Origin of the sequence: [Leptolyngbya] sp. PCC 7376 (assembly GCF_000316605.1) — a bacterium.
Classification (GTDB): domain Bacteria; phylum Cyanobacteriota; class Cyanobacteriia; order Cyanobacteriales; family MRBY01; genus MRBY01.
In genome coordinates this window covers 3795700-3811346 of sequence record NC_019683.1, presented here as the reverse complement: position 1 = coordinate 3811346, position 15647 = coordinate 3795700, and the positions used below count along the sequence as shown (strand labels likewise).

General features: G+C 44.8%; 14 protein-coding genes. 8 read left to right on the top strand and 6 right to left on the bottom strand.

What is annotated here, in order from left to right; all coding sequences use genetic code 11:
- Nucleotides 1–103 precede the first annotated feature (103 nt).
- Together LEPTO7376_RS17225 and LEPTO7376_RS17220 are read left to right on the top strand one after the other, a co-directional pair.
- Nucleotides 104–892 carry a tryptophan-rich sensory protein gene (locus LEPTO7376_RS17225; protein ID WP_015135403.1) on the top strand — a complete coding sequence of 263 codons (789 nt, stop codon included), beginning with the start codon at nucleotides 104–106 and terminating at the stop codon, nucleotides 890–892.
- Nucleotides 893–1054: 162 nt separating this feature from the next.
- Nucleotides 1055–2155 carry a branched-chain amino acid ABC transporter permease gene (locus LEPTO7376_RS17220; RefSeq protein ID WP_015135402.1) on the top strand — a complete coding sequence of 367 codons (1101 nt, stop codon included), beginning with the start codon at nucleotides 1055–1057 and terminating at the stop codon, nucleotides 2153–2155.
- A 168-nt stretch (nucleotides 2156–2323) separates the two neighbouring features.
- On the opposite strand, the gene LEPTO7376_RS17215 is transcribed toward LEPTO7376_RS17220, so the two are convergent.
- From LEPTO7376_RS17215 to LEPTO7376_RS17205, 3 genes are all read right to left on the bottom strand, one after another.
- Nucleotides 2324–4045 (bottom strand): diflavin flavoprotein, encoded by a 1722-nt coding sequence (locus tag LEPTO7376_RS17215; RefSeq protein WP_315861593.1) that lies wholly within the window; start codon nucleotides 4043–4045, stop codon nucleotides 2324–2326.
- Between the two features lie 390 nt (nucleotides 4046–4435).
- A complete protein-coding gene (locus LEPTO7376_RS17210) occupies nucleotides 4436–4948 on the bottom strand; it encodes a phosphate-starvation-inducible PsiE family protein (RefSeq protein WP_015135400.1) in 513 nt (170 codons plus the stop codon).
- A gap of 63 nt (nucleotides 4949–5011) precedes the next feature.
- Complete coding sequence (locus LEPTO7376_RS17205) at nucleotides 5012–6739, bottom strand: diflavin flavoprotein (RefSeq protein ID WP_015135399.1); 1728 nt, start codon at nucleotides 6737–6739, stop codon at nucleotides 5012–5014.
- A gap of 385 nt (nucleotides 6740–7124) precedes the next feature.
- On the opposite strand from LEPTO7376_RS17205, the gene LEPTO7376_RS17200 reads away from it, so the two are divergent.
- The 4 genes from LEPTO7376_RS17200 (at nucleotide 7125) to LEPTO7376_RS17185 (ending at nucleotide 10646) form a co-directional block, all read left to right on the top strand.
- Complete coding sequence (locus LEPTO7376_RS17200) at nucleotides 7125–8084, top strand: DUF362 domain-containing protein (RefSeq protein ID WP_015135398.1); 960 nt, start codon at nucleotides 7125–7127, stop codon at nucleotides 8082–8084.
- A 240-nt stretch (nucleotides 8085–8324) separates the two neighbouring features.
- The gene (locus LEPTO7376_RS17195; RefSeq protein WP_015135397.1) at nucleotides 8325–9452 is read left to right on the top strand and encodes a glycosyltransferase; all 1128 of its coding nucleotides are present in this window, start codon (nucleotides 8325–8327) and stop codon (nucleotides 9450–9452) included.
- A 96-nt stretch (nucleotides 9453–9548) separates the two neighbouring features.
- Nucleotides 9549–10283, top strand: a complete 735-nt coding sequence (locus LEPTO7376_RS17190; RefSeq protein ID WP_015135396.1) for a sugar transferase — start codon at nucleotides 9549–9551, stop codon at nucleotides 10281–10283.
- A gap of 78 nt (nucleotides 10284–10361) precedes the next feature.
- The gene (locus LEPTO7376_RS17185) at nucleotides 10362–10646 is read left to right on the top strand and encodes a TatA/E family twin arginine-targeting protein translocase (protein WP_015135395.1); all 285 of its coding nucleotides are present in this window, start codon (nucleotides 10362–10364) and stop codon (nucleotides 10644–10646) included.
- Nucleotides 10647–10741: 95 nt separating this feature from the next.
- On the opposite strand, the gene LEPTO7376_RS17180 is transcribed toward LEPTO7376_RS17185, so the two are convergent.
- Entirely contained in the window at nucleotides 10742–11458 is a 717-nt protein-coding gene (locus tag LEPTO7376_RS17180; RefSeq protein WP_015135394.1) for an SIMPL domain-containing protein, read from the bottom strand.
- A 188-nt stretch (nucleotides 11459–11646) separates the two neighbouring features.
- Between LEPTO7376_RS17180 and LEPTO7376_RS17175 the strand changes: the two genes are divergently transcribed.
- On the top strand, nucleotides 11647–12534 hold the full coding sequence (locus LEPTO7376_RS17175) for an RnfABCDGE type electron transport complex subunit D (protein ID WP_015135393.1): 888 nt from the start codon (nucleotides 11647–11649) through the stop codon (nucleotides 12532–12534).
- A gap of 10 nt (nucleotides 12535–12544) precedes the next feature.
- Complete coding sequence (locus LEPTO7376_RS17170; RefSeq protein WP_015135392.1) at nucleotides 12545–13876, top strand: DUF2330 domain-containing protein; 1332 nt, start codon at nucleotides 12545–12547, stop codon at nucleotides 13874–13876.
- A gap of 196 nt (nucleotides 13877–14072) precedes the next feature.
- Here LEPTO7376_RS17170 and LEPTO7376_RS17165 read toward each other — a convergent pair whose 3' ends face one another.
- Together LEPTO7376_RS17165 and LEPTO7376_RS17160 are read right to left on the bottom strand one after the other, a co-directional pair.
- Entirely contained in the window at nucleotides 14073–14783 is a 711-nt protein-coding gene (locus LEPTO7376_RS17165; protein WP_015135391.1) for an abortive infection family protein, read from the bottom strand.
- Nucleotides 14784–15101: 318 nt separating this feature from the next.
- Nucleotides 15102–15623, bottom strand: a complete 522-nt coding sequence (locus LEPTO7376_RS17160; protein ID WP_015135390.1) for a DUF1993 domain-containing protein — start codon at nucleotides 15621–15623, stop codon at nucleotides 15102–15104.
- Between the last annotated feature and the right edge of the window lie 24 nt (nucleotides 15624–15647).

Genomic DNA, 15647 nt, shown 5'->3' with positions numbered 1-15647 from the left:
TGGCTTTCACGATTATGTAAACAAGGCAATTTAGGCAGTAAACAGCGAAAATTAAAAGGACTGAGATTACTTTTCTCACTTCAATTATTTTTCACACCGCACTATGCCTTTAGACCGTGACACCCAACGTCAAATCAGTAATCTCGGTGCCATCATCGCCGCATTTTTTACCAATATCCTCGCCAATATCAAACCTCTAGATGGTCTGACGATCGCCGAAATTTCTGATCAGTATTTTGACCCTGTGTTCATCCTGCCGAAAAGCTATGCGTTTTCAATTTGGGGATTAATTTATGTGGGGCTAATTTCGCTGGGAATTTATCAAGCACTCCCGAGCCAGAAAAATAATCCACACACGAAGCAATTGGGCTATTGGCTCACTTATGCCAGCATTGCTCAGATTATCTGGGTTGTTCTTTTCCAATACCGATTGTTCGCTGCATCGCTAGTAATGATTGGCCTGATCACTTTTTTTCTCGTAAGGCTTTACATCACAGTCAACAGCAACCTAAAAGCGCCATCCAGCAAAATCAAATGGCTAGTTAAAAGACCTGTCTCGATTTACTGCGCTTGGATTACGGTCGCGACCATCGTGAATGCAGCTTGTCTTTTACATTTCCTCGATTGGCAAAGATGGGGCATTGAGCCTGAAATGTGGGCTGCCATTTTATTAGTCATCGGAACTGGACTAGCAGGGTTTATCACTTTGAAGCATAGAGACATCGTCTATGGTGGTGTATTTGTTTGGGCTTGGGTGGCGATCGCCATCAAAAATTCAGAGGCAGAACTCGTTCCCATCTTTGCCGCTATCGGAACAATCATCCTCATAAGTTTCTGTATCCTCGCCATCTTTATCTCAAAATCTCGGACTTCCTTTCCCCGTAGAAATTAAGCCATGGCGATGGAGTCAAATAAAAAACTTGGGGCGATCGCCCACTAATTTCACCAACACAAATCAATCAATCAAAATGGTCAAAACCAACGGTATTGAATGGTATAAGATGGGGCAGTCTTGGGGGATGTCCCTTTTTTTCGTACTTTATTTCGAGCACTCATGGTCGGCTATCTCGTTTATCTCACCATCTCCGCAGCAACCTACGCGATTTTTTGTCTTGGCCTCAATCTCCAATGGGGCTTCACTGGACTAATTAATTTTGGTCATGTGGCTTTTATGACCATCGGTGCTTACACAACAGTTTTGCTCGCTTCAAAGGGTGTGCCCTTAATTTTTGCGCTTTTAGCTGGGGCGGCGATCGCCGCATTGCTAGGCTTGTTTATTGGTCTATCAACGTTACGATTGCGGGAAGATTATCTGTCGATTGTGACCATTGGTTTTTCAGAATTGATTCGCCTTGTTGCCCTCAACGAAGAATGGTTGACCCGTGGTGCTTTCGGTGTGCAGGGCTATCCATTACCGCTGGGAGAATTTCGCCCGAATCAAGTCGGTAAGCTGTCGCTAATTTTATGGCTGACTTTAATCGCAGTATTTGCAGGATGGCAACTATGGCGGGGGATTCGTTGGCGTTGGAAAAGACTTAAAAAACAAGGTCAATCCGGCTTAGATGCAGGCGTTTGGGGCGTAATCGGCGGCGGCATTATTCTCAGCCTATTTATCAATGGTTGCGTAGCGCTTCAGGATTACAACTATAAAGCAGGCCTGATGTTAATTTCCCTTGTGGCCTTGGCATTGGTTTATGCGGGACTGGAATATTTGGTGCATTCTCCTTGGGGTCGTGTCCTGAAGTCTATCCGTGAAGATGAAGAGATTCCTCGTGCCCTCGGAAAAAATGTTTTTTGGTACAAGCTTCAATCTTTTATGCTCGGTGGGGCGATCGCCGGATCTGCGGGTTCATTCTACGCCTGGCAGCTAACGAATGTTTACCCCTCGAACTTTGACCCCCTCGTTACCTTTAATGCTTGGACAATCGTTGTTTTGGGCGGAGCTGGCACAAACCCCGGCACATTAATCGGCTCACTAATTTTCTTTGCCTACGATTCCATCACCCGATTTGTTTTGCCTCAGCTAAACCTTGTCGATGATGCTCGTTTGGGCGCATTACGAATTATGGTGATCGGTCTAATCCTGATGCTACTGATGGTGTGGCGACCCCAAGGACTTTTGGGTAATAAAGACGAGTTAACCCTCGGCAAGTAAGAAAAAGGTCGCGGTTATAGTCGTTTCACATGGCTATGAGGTAACTGAAAAGCTCAAGTCCCCCTTACAAAGGCGGATTTAGGGGGATCCTATGTCTCAGGCTAAATTCAAACAATCACACAACAAAATTAGTGGGGAAGATGAGGATCATTTTCCCCGCGATACAGCTTAGTTAAAATGTTCTATCGCTGTTAAGCCACTGGTTTCTAAGACCTGACCGCGATCAACGGTGGCATAGATGAGGTGGCGATCGCCGCAGGGCATTTGTTGTTGAACGGTGCATTCAAGATAGGACAGAGCATCTTGGAGAATGAGGCAGCCGTTTTCGCCAATGGTCGTAGGTAAAGACTCGAAAGGATTGTCGTCAATGATGCTGTGGTGGAAAAAATAACGGCGGACATTACGGCCTTCTTTAAGAATATTGAGGGTAAATTTATCGCCCTGACGCATCATGAGATCCGCGTTTTGACCTGCACCAATGGCAATGACTAATCCCGGTGGACTAAAACTCGCTTGGGAAACGGAGGAAGACAACACACCTCTATGAGTGTCGCCATCGCAAGTTGTGACAACGCACAAGGAACCAACAATTCTTTCAACAGCTTGAACGGTGCGATCCCCTTGAATTTTTTTGCGGTGGAGTTTGGGAGTGCGGAGCTGCTTATTGGTTTTGAGAGTTTGAGCAAATTGCTGGGCAGACTCACGACAGGTTTCAAGTACTGCTGCATTGGGGGTGAATTTCACGCGAATAGCGTCAAAGCCAAAACGATAGTTAGCATCCCGGAGTTTATTTTCGAGGAAACCAATCGCCTCACCACTCCAGCCGTAGGAACCGAAAACGCCAGCTAATTTTGTCGGTGTCGCCGCCGCAAGAATAATCCCTAAAGCTGTCTGAATCTGGGTGGGGGCATGACCACCGAGCGTTGGGGAACCAATCAAAAAACCATCGCAGGCTTCAATAGCAGCGGTAATGTCTTCAGGTTCTGCAATTTCGCAATTGACCGTCTGAACGGAAATTCCTTCATCCACCAAACTTTGGGCGATCGCCCGTGCCAGTACAGCGGTATTGCCATAGGCCGATGCGTAGAATAATGCCACCGTTAATTTCTTCGATTTTTGCTGCTGACACCATTGGCGATAGTCGTAGGTAAAGCGGCTCAAACTGTAGCGCACCAAGGGGCCATGGCCGGGAGCATAGGTTTGGGCGGGAAATGTTTCGAGTTTATCGAGTGCCTTTTCCACCAGTTTGCTCTGGGGGGCATGGAGACAGTCGAAGTAATAGCGGCGATCGTCATCCAAAGCTCGCCAGTCTTCATCGAAGGCTGCATCACTGCACACATGCGCCCCAAAAAACTTATCGGTGTACAAAATTTTCGTCGTCGGATCATAGGTGCAAATACCATCAATCCAGCGGGGTGTGGGCACTGTTGTTAACACTAAAGATTGATCTGAGTAAATCTCTAACTTCGATTCTCCCCGTACAATCTGGACGCGATCGCCCCATTGAGGAAAAGCCATCCGAAAAGTATTGGCTCCCAGATGAGAACAGACTACTGTCGCCTGGGGTGCTTTTTCTAAAAGGGCTTCCAATGTCACCAGTCGATTGGCGTTGACGTGACTCAAAATCACGTAATCCAACGTACTCAAATCCAGATGTTCTTCTAAAGCTTCCAGATAAATATCGGTAAACGATTCTCCCGGTGGATCAATCAATACTTGGCGATCGCCCCGAATTAGAAATGAATTTGCCGTCGTTCCCTGTTGGCGAGCATATTCAATTTCAAACTTCAAACGATCCCAAGTGCGCGATCGCAACATCAACGTATTGGGCGCAATCTCGACAGTTTGAACATCTTTGGGGCGAGTAGGACTCATGGTTGCAGTGGCCATAGACATGGAAAATAACCTCACAAAAACTGGTGACGAATAAATTGGTAAACAATGTGGGATCGGTATCCTTCCTTGGGGAAGGTGGTCGAAGTCCGGAAGGGGTTCTTTCAAAAAATGTGACGACAACCTTGGTGGGCGCATCTCGATGACGCCCCTACATTTCAGGTTTCTATTGGTTGTAGGGGTCGTTCGCGAACGACCCTTCAGAAGGATTCAGTACTAACCTTTTCTTAGGTTCGATACCTTGGTGGGCATATCTCGATGACGCCCCTACATTACTAACCTTTTCTTAGGTTCAATACCTTGGTGGGCATATCTCGATGACGCCCCTACATTCGTGGTTTCTGCCGTAGGGGTCGTTCGTGAACGATCCCTCAGAATGACTCGGTATTACCCTTTTTCTGAAACTGATTGGGAATGACGTTTACTAATCGCTTTTTCGGGGTCAATGCCTTCAAACGTTGGCGGAATCCAAACCCGCACAACCAGCAGAACTCCCAACACAATCAAAAAAGCACAGGCTGCCAAAATCTTTGTCCAATCGGTTTCTAGCACGCCACTGACAATAATTTCCCGCAACACTGAAACGATAGAAACTTCTACTGCCACCCCAATCGAAATACGTTGTTCTTGGAGATAAATAATCAGTAGCCGAAATAATTCCACCAAAATCAGCAGAAACAAAATATCCGCTGTGACCATATGGAAATGCACAGGTGGCAACATTGAGAGAAACATGTCCCGCATCTGCAACACCATAAAGCTAAATAACCCGATGCACAGGGACACCACGATCAGATCCTGCACAGATTCTAGGAGACGGACGATGCGACCACGGTTAATTTCGTACAAAGAAATAGGCGGTTGTTGTCGGGTTTTGGGGGGATTAATGGTTTGTTGCATGGCGAAAAAGATTCTCCTAGAAGGTTTAGCGGGGCGGTTGTTTGTAGACGGCGTCTTAAAAATTTAGTAATGACTACCCAGTTTGCGGTGGTGAACGGCGGTCAGACCATGGACATCGGCGACGCGTCCGGTGTGGACGGTGCTGTAAATGACCCAGTGATCACAACAATCCATGCGGCTAGAGACTTCACATTCGATGTAGGCCAGAGCATCGGCAAGGATAGGACAACCATTGCTGGCGGGATAGGTTTTTACTCCGGCAAAGCGATCACCGCCCGGTGGAAACCGCTTGAGGAAATGTTTCATCAGAGGTTGATAATTGCTTTCTTCGAGAACATTGAGCACAAAGCGATCGCCGCCCTGCATAAATGATTCGATGGCACGGTCTTTAGCGACGGCGATCGCCACCCCGAGGGGGCTGCCACTGGCTTGGGTCACCCAAGAGGCCAACATCGCACTACTGAGGTCGCCTTTTTTCGCGGTAATCAAATAAAGACCGGTGCTAATACGTCCAAGGGCTTGCTCCAAAGTGGCATCGATTGCCTGAATTTTCTTTTGAGTGCGATCGCGAGTGAGCCATTGCCCCATATCTGTGCCTGCCTCATCACACAGCTGATCCATTGCTGCTTGGGGAGCTTCTTTTACCGAGATAGGCGGAAAGGCTTCCGTGAGTCCAATATCCCGGAACTTGTTGCGCAGCGGATAAATCGGTTCATCTTCACTACCGCCTGTTTCAAATAAACCAACCGCTTGTTTTTTATGAGCTGCGGCTAAAACCGTACTTAGCGCCGTCTGGGAAATGGGACAGGATTGAGGCGGCATCCCGACAATTAAACCTTTAGCCGCTTCCACCCATTCCCGTAATTCTTGGGGAGAAGTTTGCTGTAAATCGATTAATTCAACCTGTACCCCATTGCGATTCACACCGTGGGCGATCGCCCGGGCGAGGTGGTCACTGTGGCCATAATCTTGGCAATAAAATAACGCGACAAAAGTATCGGTTTTCGTTTGGGCTGCACTCCAAGACTGGTATTGCTCCAGCCAGTGGGGAATCGATTCTTTGAGTAATGGGCCATGGCCAGTGGCGACCAACTTAATATCTAATTTGGCAATCCGTTTGAGCGCAGCCAATACTGAGCGGGCATTGGGAGCCATCAGACAATCATAGTAATACCGAAAATCGGCTTCTAAAATCTGAGGATTTGTGTCGTAAATTTGGTCATCACAGTAATGCATCCCAAACACATCGCAGGTGTATAGAATGCCTGTGCCATGGTCAAAACTAAAGATGGTATCCGGCCAATGGAGGTTGGGCGCTGACACAAATTCCAACTCATGGCCTTTCCCTAAATCGAGGAGATCGCCACTTTTAACGATTTGCGACTCAAAGGGATAATGCACCATATTTTCTAGAAACTTGATCGCCACTTTCGCCCCGACAATAACGATATGTGGCGCAATAACCAATAAATCTGCGATGAGCGCACTATGGTCAGGTTCTGTGTGGCTAACGACTAGATAATCAATGGTTTTGATGTCAACTAGCCCAGCCAACGCTTCTAAATAGAGCTGCTCAAACTTGCGGTGGGATGTATCGACGAGAGCGGTCTTGTCGCCGCGAATTAGAAAAGAATTGTAAGTTGTGCCGTTGCGTAGCCCGAACTCAATATCAAAGCGATCGCGATCCCAATCCAAAGAACGAATAGCTGTTGTATTCTCAGCAAGCTCGGCAGTTTGTATCGTTAAACGTTGGCGGTTTTTTTCTTGAGTGGACTGAACTAGAGTAACCATTGGGTCTCTCTCCAAGATTAGTTAAAACATCACATAAATCTCTATGACCCCTATGATGACTTGGTTTCACGGAAGTGTAAAATACTAATCGTCAACCAGTTTAATTAGTTGAACTTATACTTTATTAATTTAACTAAAAGTTTGATTGATGTTTTGGTAGGGGCGATCACTCCATCTACTGCGACTCTCAAGCACTTACGATCAAGCCATATTGCTCTTCCAAATTTCGATGGTTTTGAGGCCTTTTATGCCATGACGATCTGAAAAACTGTGGGTAATAAGGATGAGTTAACCTTCAGCAAATAAAATCGGTGATCCCCATATGTATCAAGCTTTTTCAGGTCGACTGCGTTACGCTATATAAAGATATTTTGATCTTTTTCCCATGAGCAGTGTTAGCCTAATTGCCGCCAAATCCTATGAGCTTGACCAGTTGCGTCAGTCCCTAGAAACCTTGTTGGAGCCTTTAGGTGGTATGGCGGCTTTTGTGAAACCAGGCGATCGCGTTCTCCTCAAGCCCAATATGCTGACGGGTGCTCGCCCCACAAAAGAATGTACGACTCGCAAAGAAATCGTCTATTGCGTCGCGCAAATGGTGATGGATGCAGGCGGTAAACCTTTTATTGGGGATAGTCCGGCGTTTGGTTCTGCTCACGGTGTTGCGAAACAAAATGGCTATTTAGAACTGCTAGAAGAACTCAATATTCCCCTCATCGAGTTCCACGGCAAGCGCTACGAAACAGAAAGCGACAATTACAAAAATCTGCGCCTCTCCAAGGAAGCAATGGAAGCAGATGTCGTGATTAATCTGCCGAAGGTAAAATCCCACATTCAGCTCACCATGACCCTCGGCGTAAAAAATTTATTTGGCTGTGTCCCCGGCAAGATGAAAGCTTGGTGGCACATGGAAGCAGGCAAAGAACCGGAAACATTTGCCGATATGCTCATCGAAACTGCAAAGGCGATCGCCCCGGATTTAACTATTATCGACGGAATTATTGGTCACGAAGGTAATGGCCCTAGCGGTGGTGAACCCAAAGATTTAGGTGTGCTGGGTGCATCGGCTGATGTATTTGCATTGGATCGGGCAATGGTTGACATCCTCGGCGTTGACCCAGAGCTTGTTCCTACTGTCGCGCTTTCAATGAAAAAAGGTCTTTGTTCGACCACAGAAGCGATTGATTTTCCCCTCGAAGAGCCAAAAACTTTGGCGATCGCCGACTGGAAACTACCAGAAGCATTAATGCCTATTGACTTCGCTTTGCCAAGGATCTTGAAATCAACCTTTAGACATCTTTACATTCGATTCATAAAAGAGCCGATTTCGTCTTATTCAGACAAATAGGTTTAAAAAAAGCTAAAGAAGTTAAAAAATATACATTCAGCTCTTGATCCCCGCGCTAATCTAAAAATACCCTCCGATTGCTTATCAAGCTAGACCGTCCTAACCCAGCGACGGTTTTTTTTTGCCCAATTTTTTTGGCTATAAATTTGCCTCCGAAAACAGACCTAAAAATTGGGGATCGTCCCATAAAGATTCAGCTGCTGGGGTAAGATTTCAAAGTCTTTTTCGTACAGGATGTCTATGACCCGTTATGCATTTGTCCATGAATGGCTGACTCCCCATGCCACAGGTGGATCTGAGCTAGTGGTCAAAGAAATTTTGCAACATCTCGACGCAGATCTATTTGCCCTGATCGATTTTGAGTCGAGTAATCCTAAAAGCTATCTTTATGACAGAAACATTGGCACCAGCTTTCTCCAAGGGTTCCCTCGCGCGAAATATGGCTTACAAAATTATTTGCCTCTGATGCCCATTGCCATTGAGCAGCTCAATCTCGAAAATTACGATGTGATCTTGTCATCGTCCCATGCGGTCGCGAAAGGTGTTATCACCCGTCCCCAACAATTGCATATTTGTTATTGCCACACACCAATGCGTTATGCCTGGGATTTGACTTTTGATTACCTCAACAATTCTGGCTTAGGGAAAGGCGTTAAAGGACTTGTCGCGCGTTATTTTTTGCATCGATTGCGGCAATGGGATGTGATTTCCGCAAATCAAGTAGATTATTTTATTGCCAACTCAAAATGGACAGCCCAACGAATTTGGCGTTGCTATCGACGGGAAGCGGAGGTGATTTATCCGCCAGTGAATATCGAGCGTTTTCCGTTTGTTGAGCAGAAAGAAGATTTTTATGTGACAGTTTCTCGGCTGGTGCCCTATAAAAAAGTCTCTTTAATCGTTGAGGCGTTTAATGAGCTGGGCAAAAATTTAGTGGTGATCGGTGGTGGCAAGGAGCTGGAATATTTACGGGCGATCGCTAAACCAAATATCAAAATCCTTGGGAGACAACCCGATGATGTCGTTGAAAAATATATGTCTGAGGCAAAAGCTTATGTTTATGCTGGTTGCGAAGATTTCGGGATTGTACTGGTTGAAGCCCAAGCTTGCGGAACCCCTGTAATTGCCTTTGGACAGGGAGGCGCGACAGAAACTGTTCGTGACATACGAAACTCTTCGTTCGGAACGGGTATTCTCTTCTCAGAACAGTCTACACAGTCATTAGTGGCAGCCGTAAATTCCTTTGAGCAGCACCAAACCCAAATCTCTGCCGAAGCTTGTCTACAGCAGGCAAAACGATTTACCTCTGACATTTTTTGGCAAAGCTATGTAGAATTTGTAAACAACTGTCAAGAAAAATCTGAGTAATCGGTCTATTTCTCTTACTTTCTCGGTTTGCAGGGATCAGTCCCCTCTCGCTCATGTAAGTCTGGCAGTTCTGGTGTGTGGAGACTCTAAACGAATATGACAGTTTATCGGCAATTTGATGCACTCAAGCTGCTCACTGCCCTCGCAAGACAAGGCTCGGCGATCGCCCTACCTGAAGCTCGGGAGTATCCCAATGCGCTTCAGAAGCTCTTGAATGGTGCCTTTGCCAAACGTACTTTTGATATTTGTTTCTCCCTGGGCGTCCTGCTTTTTCTCTCACCGCTTTATCTCACCCTCGCCCTAATTATTAAACTCTCTTCACCGGGCCCTGTTTTTTATGTGCAGCGTCGCGTCGGTAAGAATTACAGACCTTTTGGATGTATTAAATTTCGGACAATGGTGCTCAATGCCGATCTAGTGCTTGAGGATATGTTGCGGCGATCGCCTGAACTCCGCGCCGAATTTGAACAAGATTTTAAACTAAAAAAAGACCCTCGCATCACCGCCATTGGAAATTTTTTACGCCTTACTAGCCTCGACGAATTCCCTCAATTTTGGAATGTACTTGTTGGCGATATGAGCATTGTTGGCCCTCGTCCCTTGGTGCCTCGCGAAATTTATAAATACGGCCGCCATATGGATAAGGTTCTTACAATTCGACCTGGTTTGACGGGTCTCTGGCAAGTGTCTGGTCGTAACGATATTCCTTATGCCACTAGGGTTAGAATGGACTCCTACTATGTCCATCACCGTCATTGGTTTATGGATTTGTGGATTGTCTGCAAAACCGTTTTTGTGATGCTGGTACCCAAAAACAATGGCGCTTACTAAATAAAGCAAAAGTAAGTCGAAAGGGCACGGTAGAATATAACAGCGAAAATTCCAAGCAAACTTTTACCCAAGAGATATATGAACGTTTTCGGCATCGGTCTTCCAGAAATGGCACTTATTTTTGTCATTGCCCTACTGGTGTTTGGCCCCAAGAAACTTCCTGAGATTGGTCGTACCCTAGGTAAAACGCTCAAGAGTTTTCAGGCAGCATCAAATGAGTTTCAGGAAGAGATCAAAAAGGAAACTGACAAGATTGAGAAGTCTGTCACGATGCAGGCTCGCTTAGAAGAGAGTGAAGCTGAAAAAGCTGAAAAAGTGGAAGTAGAAGAAGCAAATGCGGAAACCTCTTCGACCGAAGCCTAAGTTGCCAGCACTTTTCTAAACACAAAAGAGGGTCAGCAATTAAGTGACCCAATAAAGCTTTTTGATAAGTGATTTAAGTCCCCCATGGGACTTTTTTAGTAGCGAATTGTCAGAGTTACTGAAGCATTAACCTTTTGCTCGCCGCCTTCCACTGGTGTGATGGCAGCATCACTAGCTTCTAGAGATACTTGTTGTCGCATTAATAAGGGCATTGGAGTAGCGGGTTGACTGCCATTTACTTGAATTTGAATAATCTCCTGTGAATTTAACCCCAAGGATTCGAGGACGACTTCAGCTTGGGTTTTCGCATCTTGAGACGCTTCCCCAAGGGCAATTGTTTCAGCAGCGGCGATCGCCTCATCCGTTGCTCGGAAAGAAATGCCATCAATGCGCGTTGCCCCAGCTTTAACCGCCTCATCCATAATGCTGCCAGCGGACTCAGTGGGCACTTCAAAACTTACTGTATTTGTGGCGATGTAACCAATTAAGCGGCGTTCGTCACCACTCCAATCGTACTGGGGCTGGAGGTTAATGCCAGTGGTAGTCAGCTTTTCGACATTTTTTCCTTTAAGGAATTCCACCACCTGTTGGCTGCGGTTTGCCATGTCTGCTTGCACTTGCTCAGCGGTTTTGCCTTTAACTTCCACGCCCAAGCGCACTTGTGACAAACTTGTGGCGATCGCCTCTTGTCCTTGCCCGGTGACGGTGATGGTTCGGAGTAATGTCGCCTGATCGTCAGCAATAACGCTAGTCGTACATCCCAAACAAATCAAACCTGTAAAGATAGGCAACCAAAATTTCTTACGACTCATATTTCTGTTCCATGCTCATAGAAATCAACTTAATTTCAGTCTAGAACCCCGAAAAAAATAGTTGGGATTCGTTTACAAAACTGCAACTACATCGCCAAAATTTAAGCTGTTACGAAAAGCGAAACCTTTGTCGCAGCGAGAAAGTCACCAAGCATACTGGTAAACAAATATAGGAAGGGAGTGAACTAATGCCCTTTAGTGATGTTCGTGATTTTCAGATCGCGATTTTGTCAGGTTTTTTATTACTTGGTGTGTACACCAGAGATTGGACATTACATTTAGATTGGGTTGCTTTTACTGTGGTAGCTTGTGTGCTAACTCAATGGTTATTTAGCTTATATTTAGGTAAACGTAACGCCACTAAAGAAAAGCCTTTTAAAGTAAGGCCAGCTTTAGTTTCAGGACTACGGAGTTCGCTGATTACAGCCTTAGGTTTATCTTTACTACTCCGCACAAACCATGTCGGGATTTTGATGTTGGCAGGTTGTTTGGCGATCGCCAGTAAATTTTTGCTGAAATATGAGAAAAAGCATTTCTTTAATCCGGCGAATTTCGGAATTATCAGTGTATTGCTGCTAACCAATGATGCTTGGGTTTCGCCGGGACAATGGGGTACTGATTGGTGGTATCTAATCTTGTTTTTCTCCGCAGCTGGCTTAGTGCTAAACAAAGTCGGGCGTTGGGATACATCCATTGCATTTTTAGCAGCCTATGGTGGTTTAGAGATCCTCAGAAATTTCTGGCTTGGTTGGACATGGGACGTCGTTTTTCTACAACTAAGTAGTGGTTCGTTACTACTGTTTGCCTTCTTTATGTTGACCGACCCTCGCTCGATTCCTAATGCAAAAAAAGGACGGATTTTCTGGGCAATTAGTATCGCCTTGCTAACCTTTATTCTGCAAAATGGTGTTTATTCTTCTAGTGCAATTTTCTGGGCTTTATTTGCTTTAGCTCCAAGCACGATTGTGATAGACAAAATCTGGAAAGGGAAGCGTTTCAATTGGAAACAATCAGAATCGAAAGTACAGGATTTAAAACCAATTAATTTGTCCACTCAAGCGATGAATTTAGTGTGAGGGAAGAAAGATGTTTTTACGATATTTGAAAGGACTATTTATTAGTCTAGTTAGTTTATTATTACTGTCTCAACCAGCATGGGCATTTTGTGGCTTTTATGTCGCAAAAGCTGATACAGAACTCTATAACCAAGCATCCCAAGTGATTATTGCTCGGGATGGCGATCGCACCGTTTTAACGATGGCCAATGACTATCAAGGTGATGTCGATGATTTTGCGATGGTTGTCCCTGTCCCGGTAGTGCTAAAAGAAGACCAAGTCCATGTGGGTGAATCGAGAATTATTAAACGGCTCGATGACTTTAGTGCACCGCGCTTAGTCGAATATTTCGACGAAAATCCCTGTCAAGTCCATGCATTTGATGATTTTGGTGGTGGCATGCTCAGAAGCCAAACAACTAGTGCACCTGTGCCAGCAGCAGCCCTAGAAAGTGCCGCGGATCTTGGAGTAACTATCGAAGAAGAATTCAGCGTTGGGGAATATGACATTCTCATCCTCAGTGCGAAAGAATCCGATGGTTTGGAAACATGGCTCCGACAGAACGAATACCAGCTCCCCGATGGCGCGAGTGATTTACTTAAGCCCTATATTCGCAGCAAGATGAAATTCTTTGTGGCGAAGGTCAATCTCGAAGAGTTCGATAGCAATGGCGTGAATGAATTACGACCGTTGATGATGGCCTATGAATCTCCGAAGTACATGTTGCCCATTCGCTTGGGGATGATGAATGCAAATCAGGCTCAGGATCTACTTGTTTATATCCTGTCTCCGAAGGGTCAAGCGGAAGTCACAAATTACCGCACCGTTAAAATCCCATCGAATGTTGAAGTTCCTGAGTTTGTCGAAGATGAGTTTGGTGATTTTTATACCACCATGTTCGAGAACGATTATCAGCGACAAGGGCGTAATGATATTTTCCTAGAATATGCTTGGGATATGAGCAGTTGTGATCCTTGCTCTGCACCGAATCTATCAAAACAAGAGCTCAAAGATGCTGGCGTTTTCTGGGATAAGGATTCGTATATTCCGCAGGTATTTATTACGCGACTTCATGTGCGCTATACCCGCGATAAATTCCCGCAAGATTTGAAGTTCCACGAAACGTCGAACCGTCAATTTTTCCAAGGACGTTATGTGATTCGTCACCCATTCCGCGATAAGGAACAACTGACTTGTGATGCAGCTTCGGACTATCTGGATCGCACCTATAGACGTCAAGAAGAGGAAATCCATACCCTTGCGAAATTAACGGGTTGGGATAAGTCAGAGATTCGCGACAAGGTTGATTTTGTTGATACAGCGACGCCTCCCAAAGGAGATTGGTGGGATTCGATCTGGTAAACAGTAAACTCGATAATTTTTGAATTGTATGATCCTTGATTTGGTTAGAAATTGAGGATCATTTTTTATTGAGTAAAATAAGGGTGATCGCCTAAAACTCTTTCTCCGCCAGCAATCTGAAATGAGGGGCATGATTTAAGTTGAGGTCTCCCCCTAACTTTGTATCTATGATTGAGAGCAAAAAGATATATTCACTTCAGGCAGAAGTATTGATATGAGATTCTCTAAATCTCTCACTGTATGTCTCTATCAGAAAACAGCCGAGAACAGCAGCACAACCAACTGCTAAGCGTGCATGTCTTGCAGTGAGCCTATATTGTTTCTGGGAATCTGTACGACCATGAAAACTACTATATTTGGTTCTTAGTACTCCTATGCCAGTGGCTGCATTGGTTATTCCACCTAAAATTTGCTTAATATCAGAGTCCGCGTGATCCTCGGGGGATAGGTTCATTATTTTATAGGTACTTCTCACTAATGAACGTAGAGCCATATCTTTAGGAAGAGGTTTGTCCATTCGCTCTAAAATCCCTTTACAAATGCTTTCTAAAATTGCAGAGGCACTGCCGATTGCTTGCTCTGGATCTCTCTCTATAAATGCTCTAGCACGTTCAAAATCATCTTCTGCAGCTCTGTATCCTTGGTCTCTCAAATATTTTTCTAGATCATCTGTTACGGCTGGTGATGTCTGAACAATTCCAAGCTCAATAGCGATTAATTGAACTACATTTGCCGGTGTTGATACGAGAAGTTTTTCAACATAAACTCTCTTTGATGCGACTATTGAAACTTTTGCACATTCAATACCAAAGCCACTGAGAAAAATATTTATGCTTGTGGTATTCATCGTCTGCTGTAGTTCATATGCGATTGAACTAATCAATTGCATTCTTTCGAGTTGTCGCATAAAAGTACTTTAATTAAAAGACTAGAGACTTCATCGGAGATTACTGCCTGCCTGGTTTATTCTACTTAACCAAAGTGAATACCTAGCAAAATCTTTTTGGGATTTCCTTGAGCTTGGTAGGTTACGTATAAGAGATAGGAGAAACCAAATATTCCACCAAGAAAAATACTCAGAAAACCAAAGACAAATCCTTTAGCCGAAAAGCCTTCTCGCCATGAGATTCATGTTCCAAGTAAGAAAAGGTGAATGAGAAAATCTGTATTGAACTGCGATCGCCTTACTGATACAAGCACTATATGATTATGCAATATATGAAGATCACAAAGTCTTATCACTTTTCACAAAAGGTACTAAGTGCAACATATAGTCGCGTTTCCCAATGGGTACACCAGCCATGCGCAGAATGTCATAAGCCGTCACTAGATGAAAGTAGAAGTTGGGAATTAGAAAATCATTCACATACACACTGCCCAACAACTCAAGATAGTCTCCTTCACCAAGTTCTAGACGCATCAACTCATCAAGTTTCGCTTTTTCGAGATCAATATTCGCGAGAGATTCTTTCGTCTTTGCAATATGTTCATAGGCATGGGCAAGAGATTTAACTTCTGGATGCAGATGCTCTAAAGGCTTATCCTCACACCACAACGCAAAATTATGAGGCTGGTCACAGGTAAATGCAACTTGTGTACCGAGGGGCAACATATCCTCAATGATTCGTTTCTGAAGAAATGACTCATCTCCATCAAAATAAGTATTTGCCACTCCCAACAGATGCTCTAGAGTAACTAGACGACTTTGAAAAACAGCCCGAATTGAATCCAAATTATGAGTGTGCATCAGAGCAAATCCTCCAAAACAGAA

What these genes read in the sequence shown, in the direction of transcription:
- LEPTO7376_RS17215 (WP_315861593.1), bottom strand. Translation starts at nt 4,045, where the DNA reads ATGGCCACTGCAACCATGAGTCCTACTCGCCCCAAAGATGTTCAAACT.
- LEPTO7376_RS17195 (WP_015135397.1), top strand. Translation starts at nt 8,325, where the DNA reads ATGACCCGTTATGCATTTGTCCATGAATGGCTGACTCCCCATGCCACA.
- LEPTO7376_RS17185 (WP_015135395.1), top strand. Translation starts at nt 10,362, where the DNA reads ATGAACGTTTTCGGCATCGGTCTTCCAGAAATGGCACTTATTTTTGTC.
- LEPTO7376_RS17170 (WP_015135392.1), top strand. Translation starts at nt 12,545, where the DNA reads ATGTTTTTACGATATTTGAAAGGACTATTTATTAGTCTAGTTAGTTTA.
- LEPTO7376_RS17210 (WP_015135400.1), bottom strand. Translation starts at nt 4,948, where the DNA reads ATGCAACAAACCATTAATCCCCCCAAAACCCGACAACAACCGCCTATT.
- LEPTO7376_RS17225 (WP_015135403.1), top strand. Translation starts at nt 104, where the DNA reads ATGCCTTTAGACCGTGACACCCAACGTCAAATCAGTAATCTCGGTGCC.
- LEPTO7376_RS17160 (WP_015135390.1), bottom strand. Translation starts at nt 15,623, where the DNA reads ATGCACACTCATAATTTGGATTCAATTCGGGCTGTTTTTCAAAGTCGT.
- LEPTO7376_RS17175 (WP_015135393.1), top strand. Translation starts at nt 11,647, where the DNA reads ATGCCCTTTAGTGATGTTCGTGATTTTCAGATCGCGATTTTGTCAGGT.
- LEPTO7376_RS17200 (WP_015135398.1), top strand. Translation starts at nt 7,125, where the DNA reads ATGAGCAGTGTTAGCCTAATTGCCGCCAAATCCTATGAGCTTGACCAG.
- LEPTO7376_RS17165 (WP_015135391.1), bottom strand. Translation starts at nt 14,783, where the DNA reads ATGCGACAACTCGAAAGAATGCAATTGATTAGTTCAATCGCATATGAA.
- LEPTO7376_RS17180 (WP_015135394.1), bottom strand. Translation starts at nt 11,458, where the DNA reads ATGAGTCGTAAGAAATTTTGGTTGCCTATCTTTACAGGTTTGATTTGT.
- LEPTO7376_RS17220 (WP_015135402.1), top strand. Translation starts at nt 1,055, where the DNA reads ATGGTCGGCTATCTCGTTTATCTCACCATCTCCGCAGCAACCTACGCG.
- LEPTO7376_RS17205 (WP_015135399.1), bottom strand. Translation starts at nt 6,739, where the DNA reads ATGGTTACTCTAGTTCAGTCCACTCAAGAAAAAAACCGCCAACGTTTA.
- LEPTO7376_RS17190 (WP_015135396.1), top strand. Translation starts at nt 9,549, where the DNA reads ATGACAGTTTATCGGCAATTTGATGCACTCAAGCTGCTCACTGCCCTC.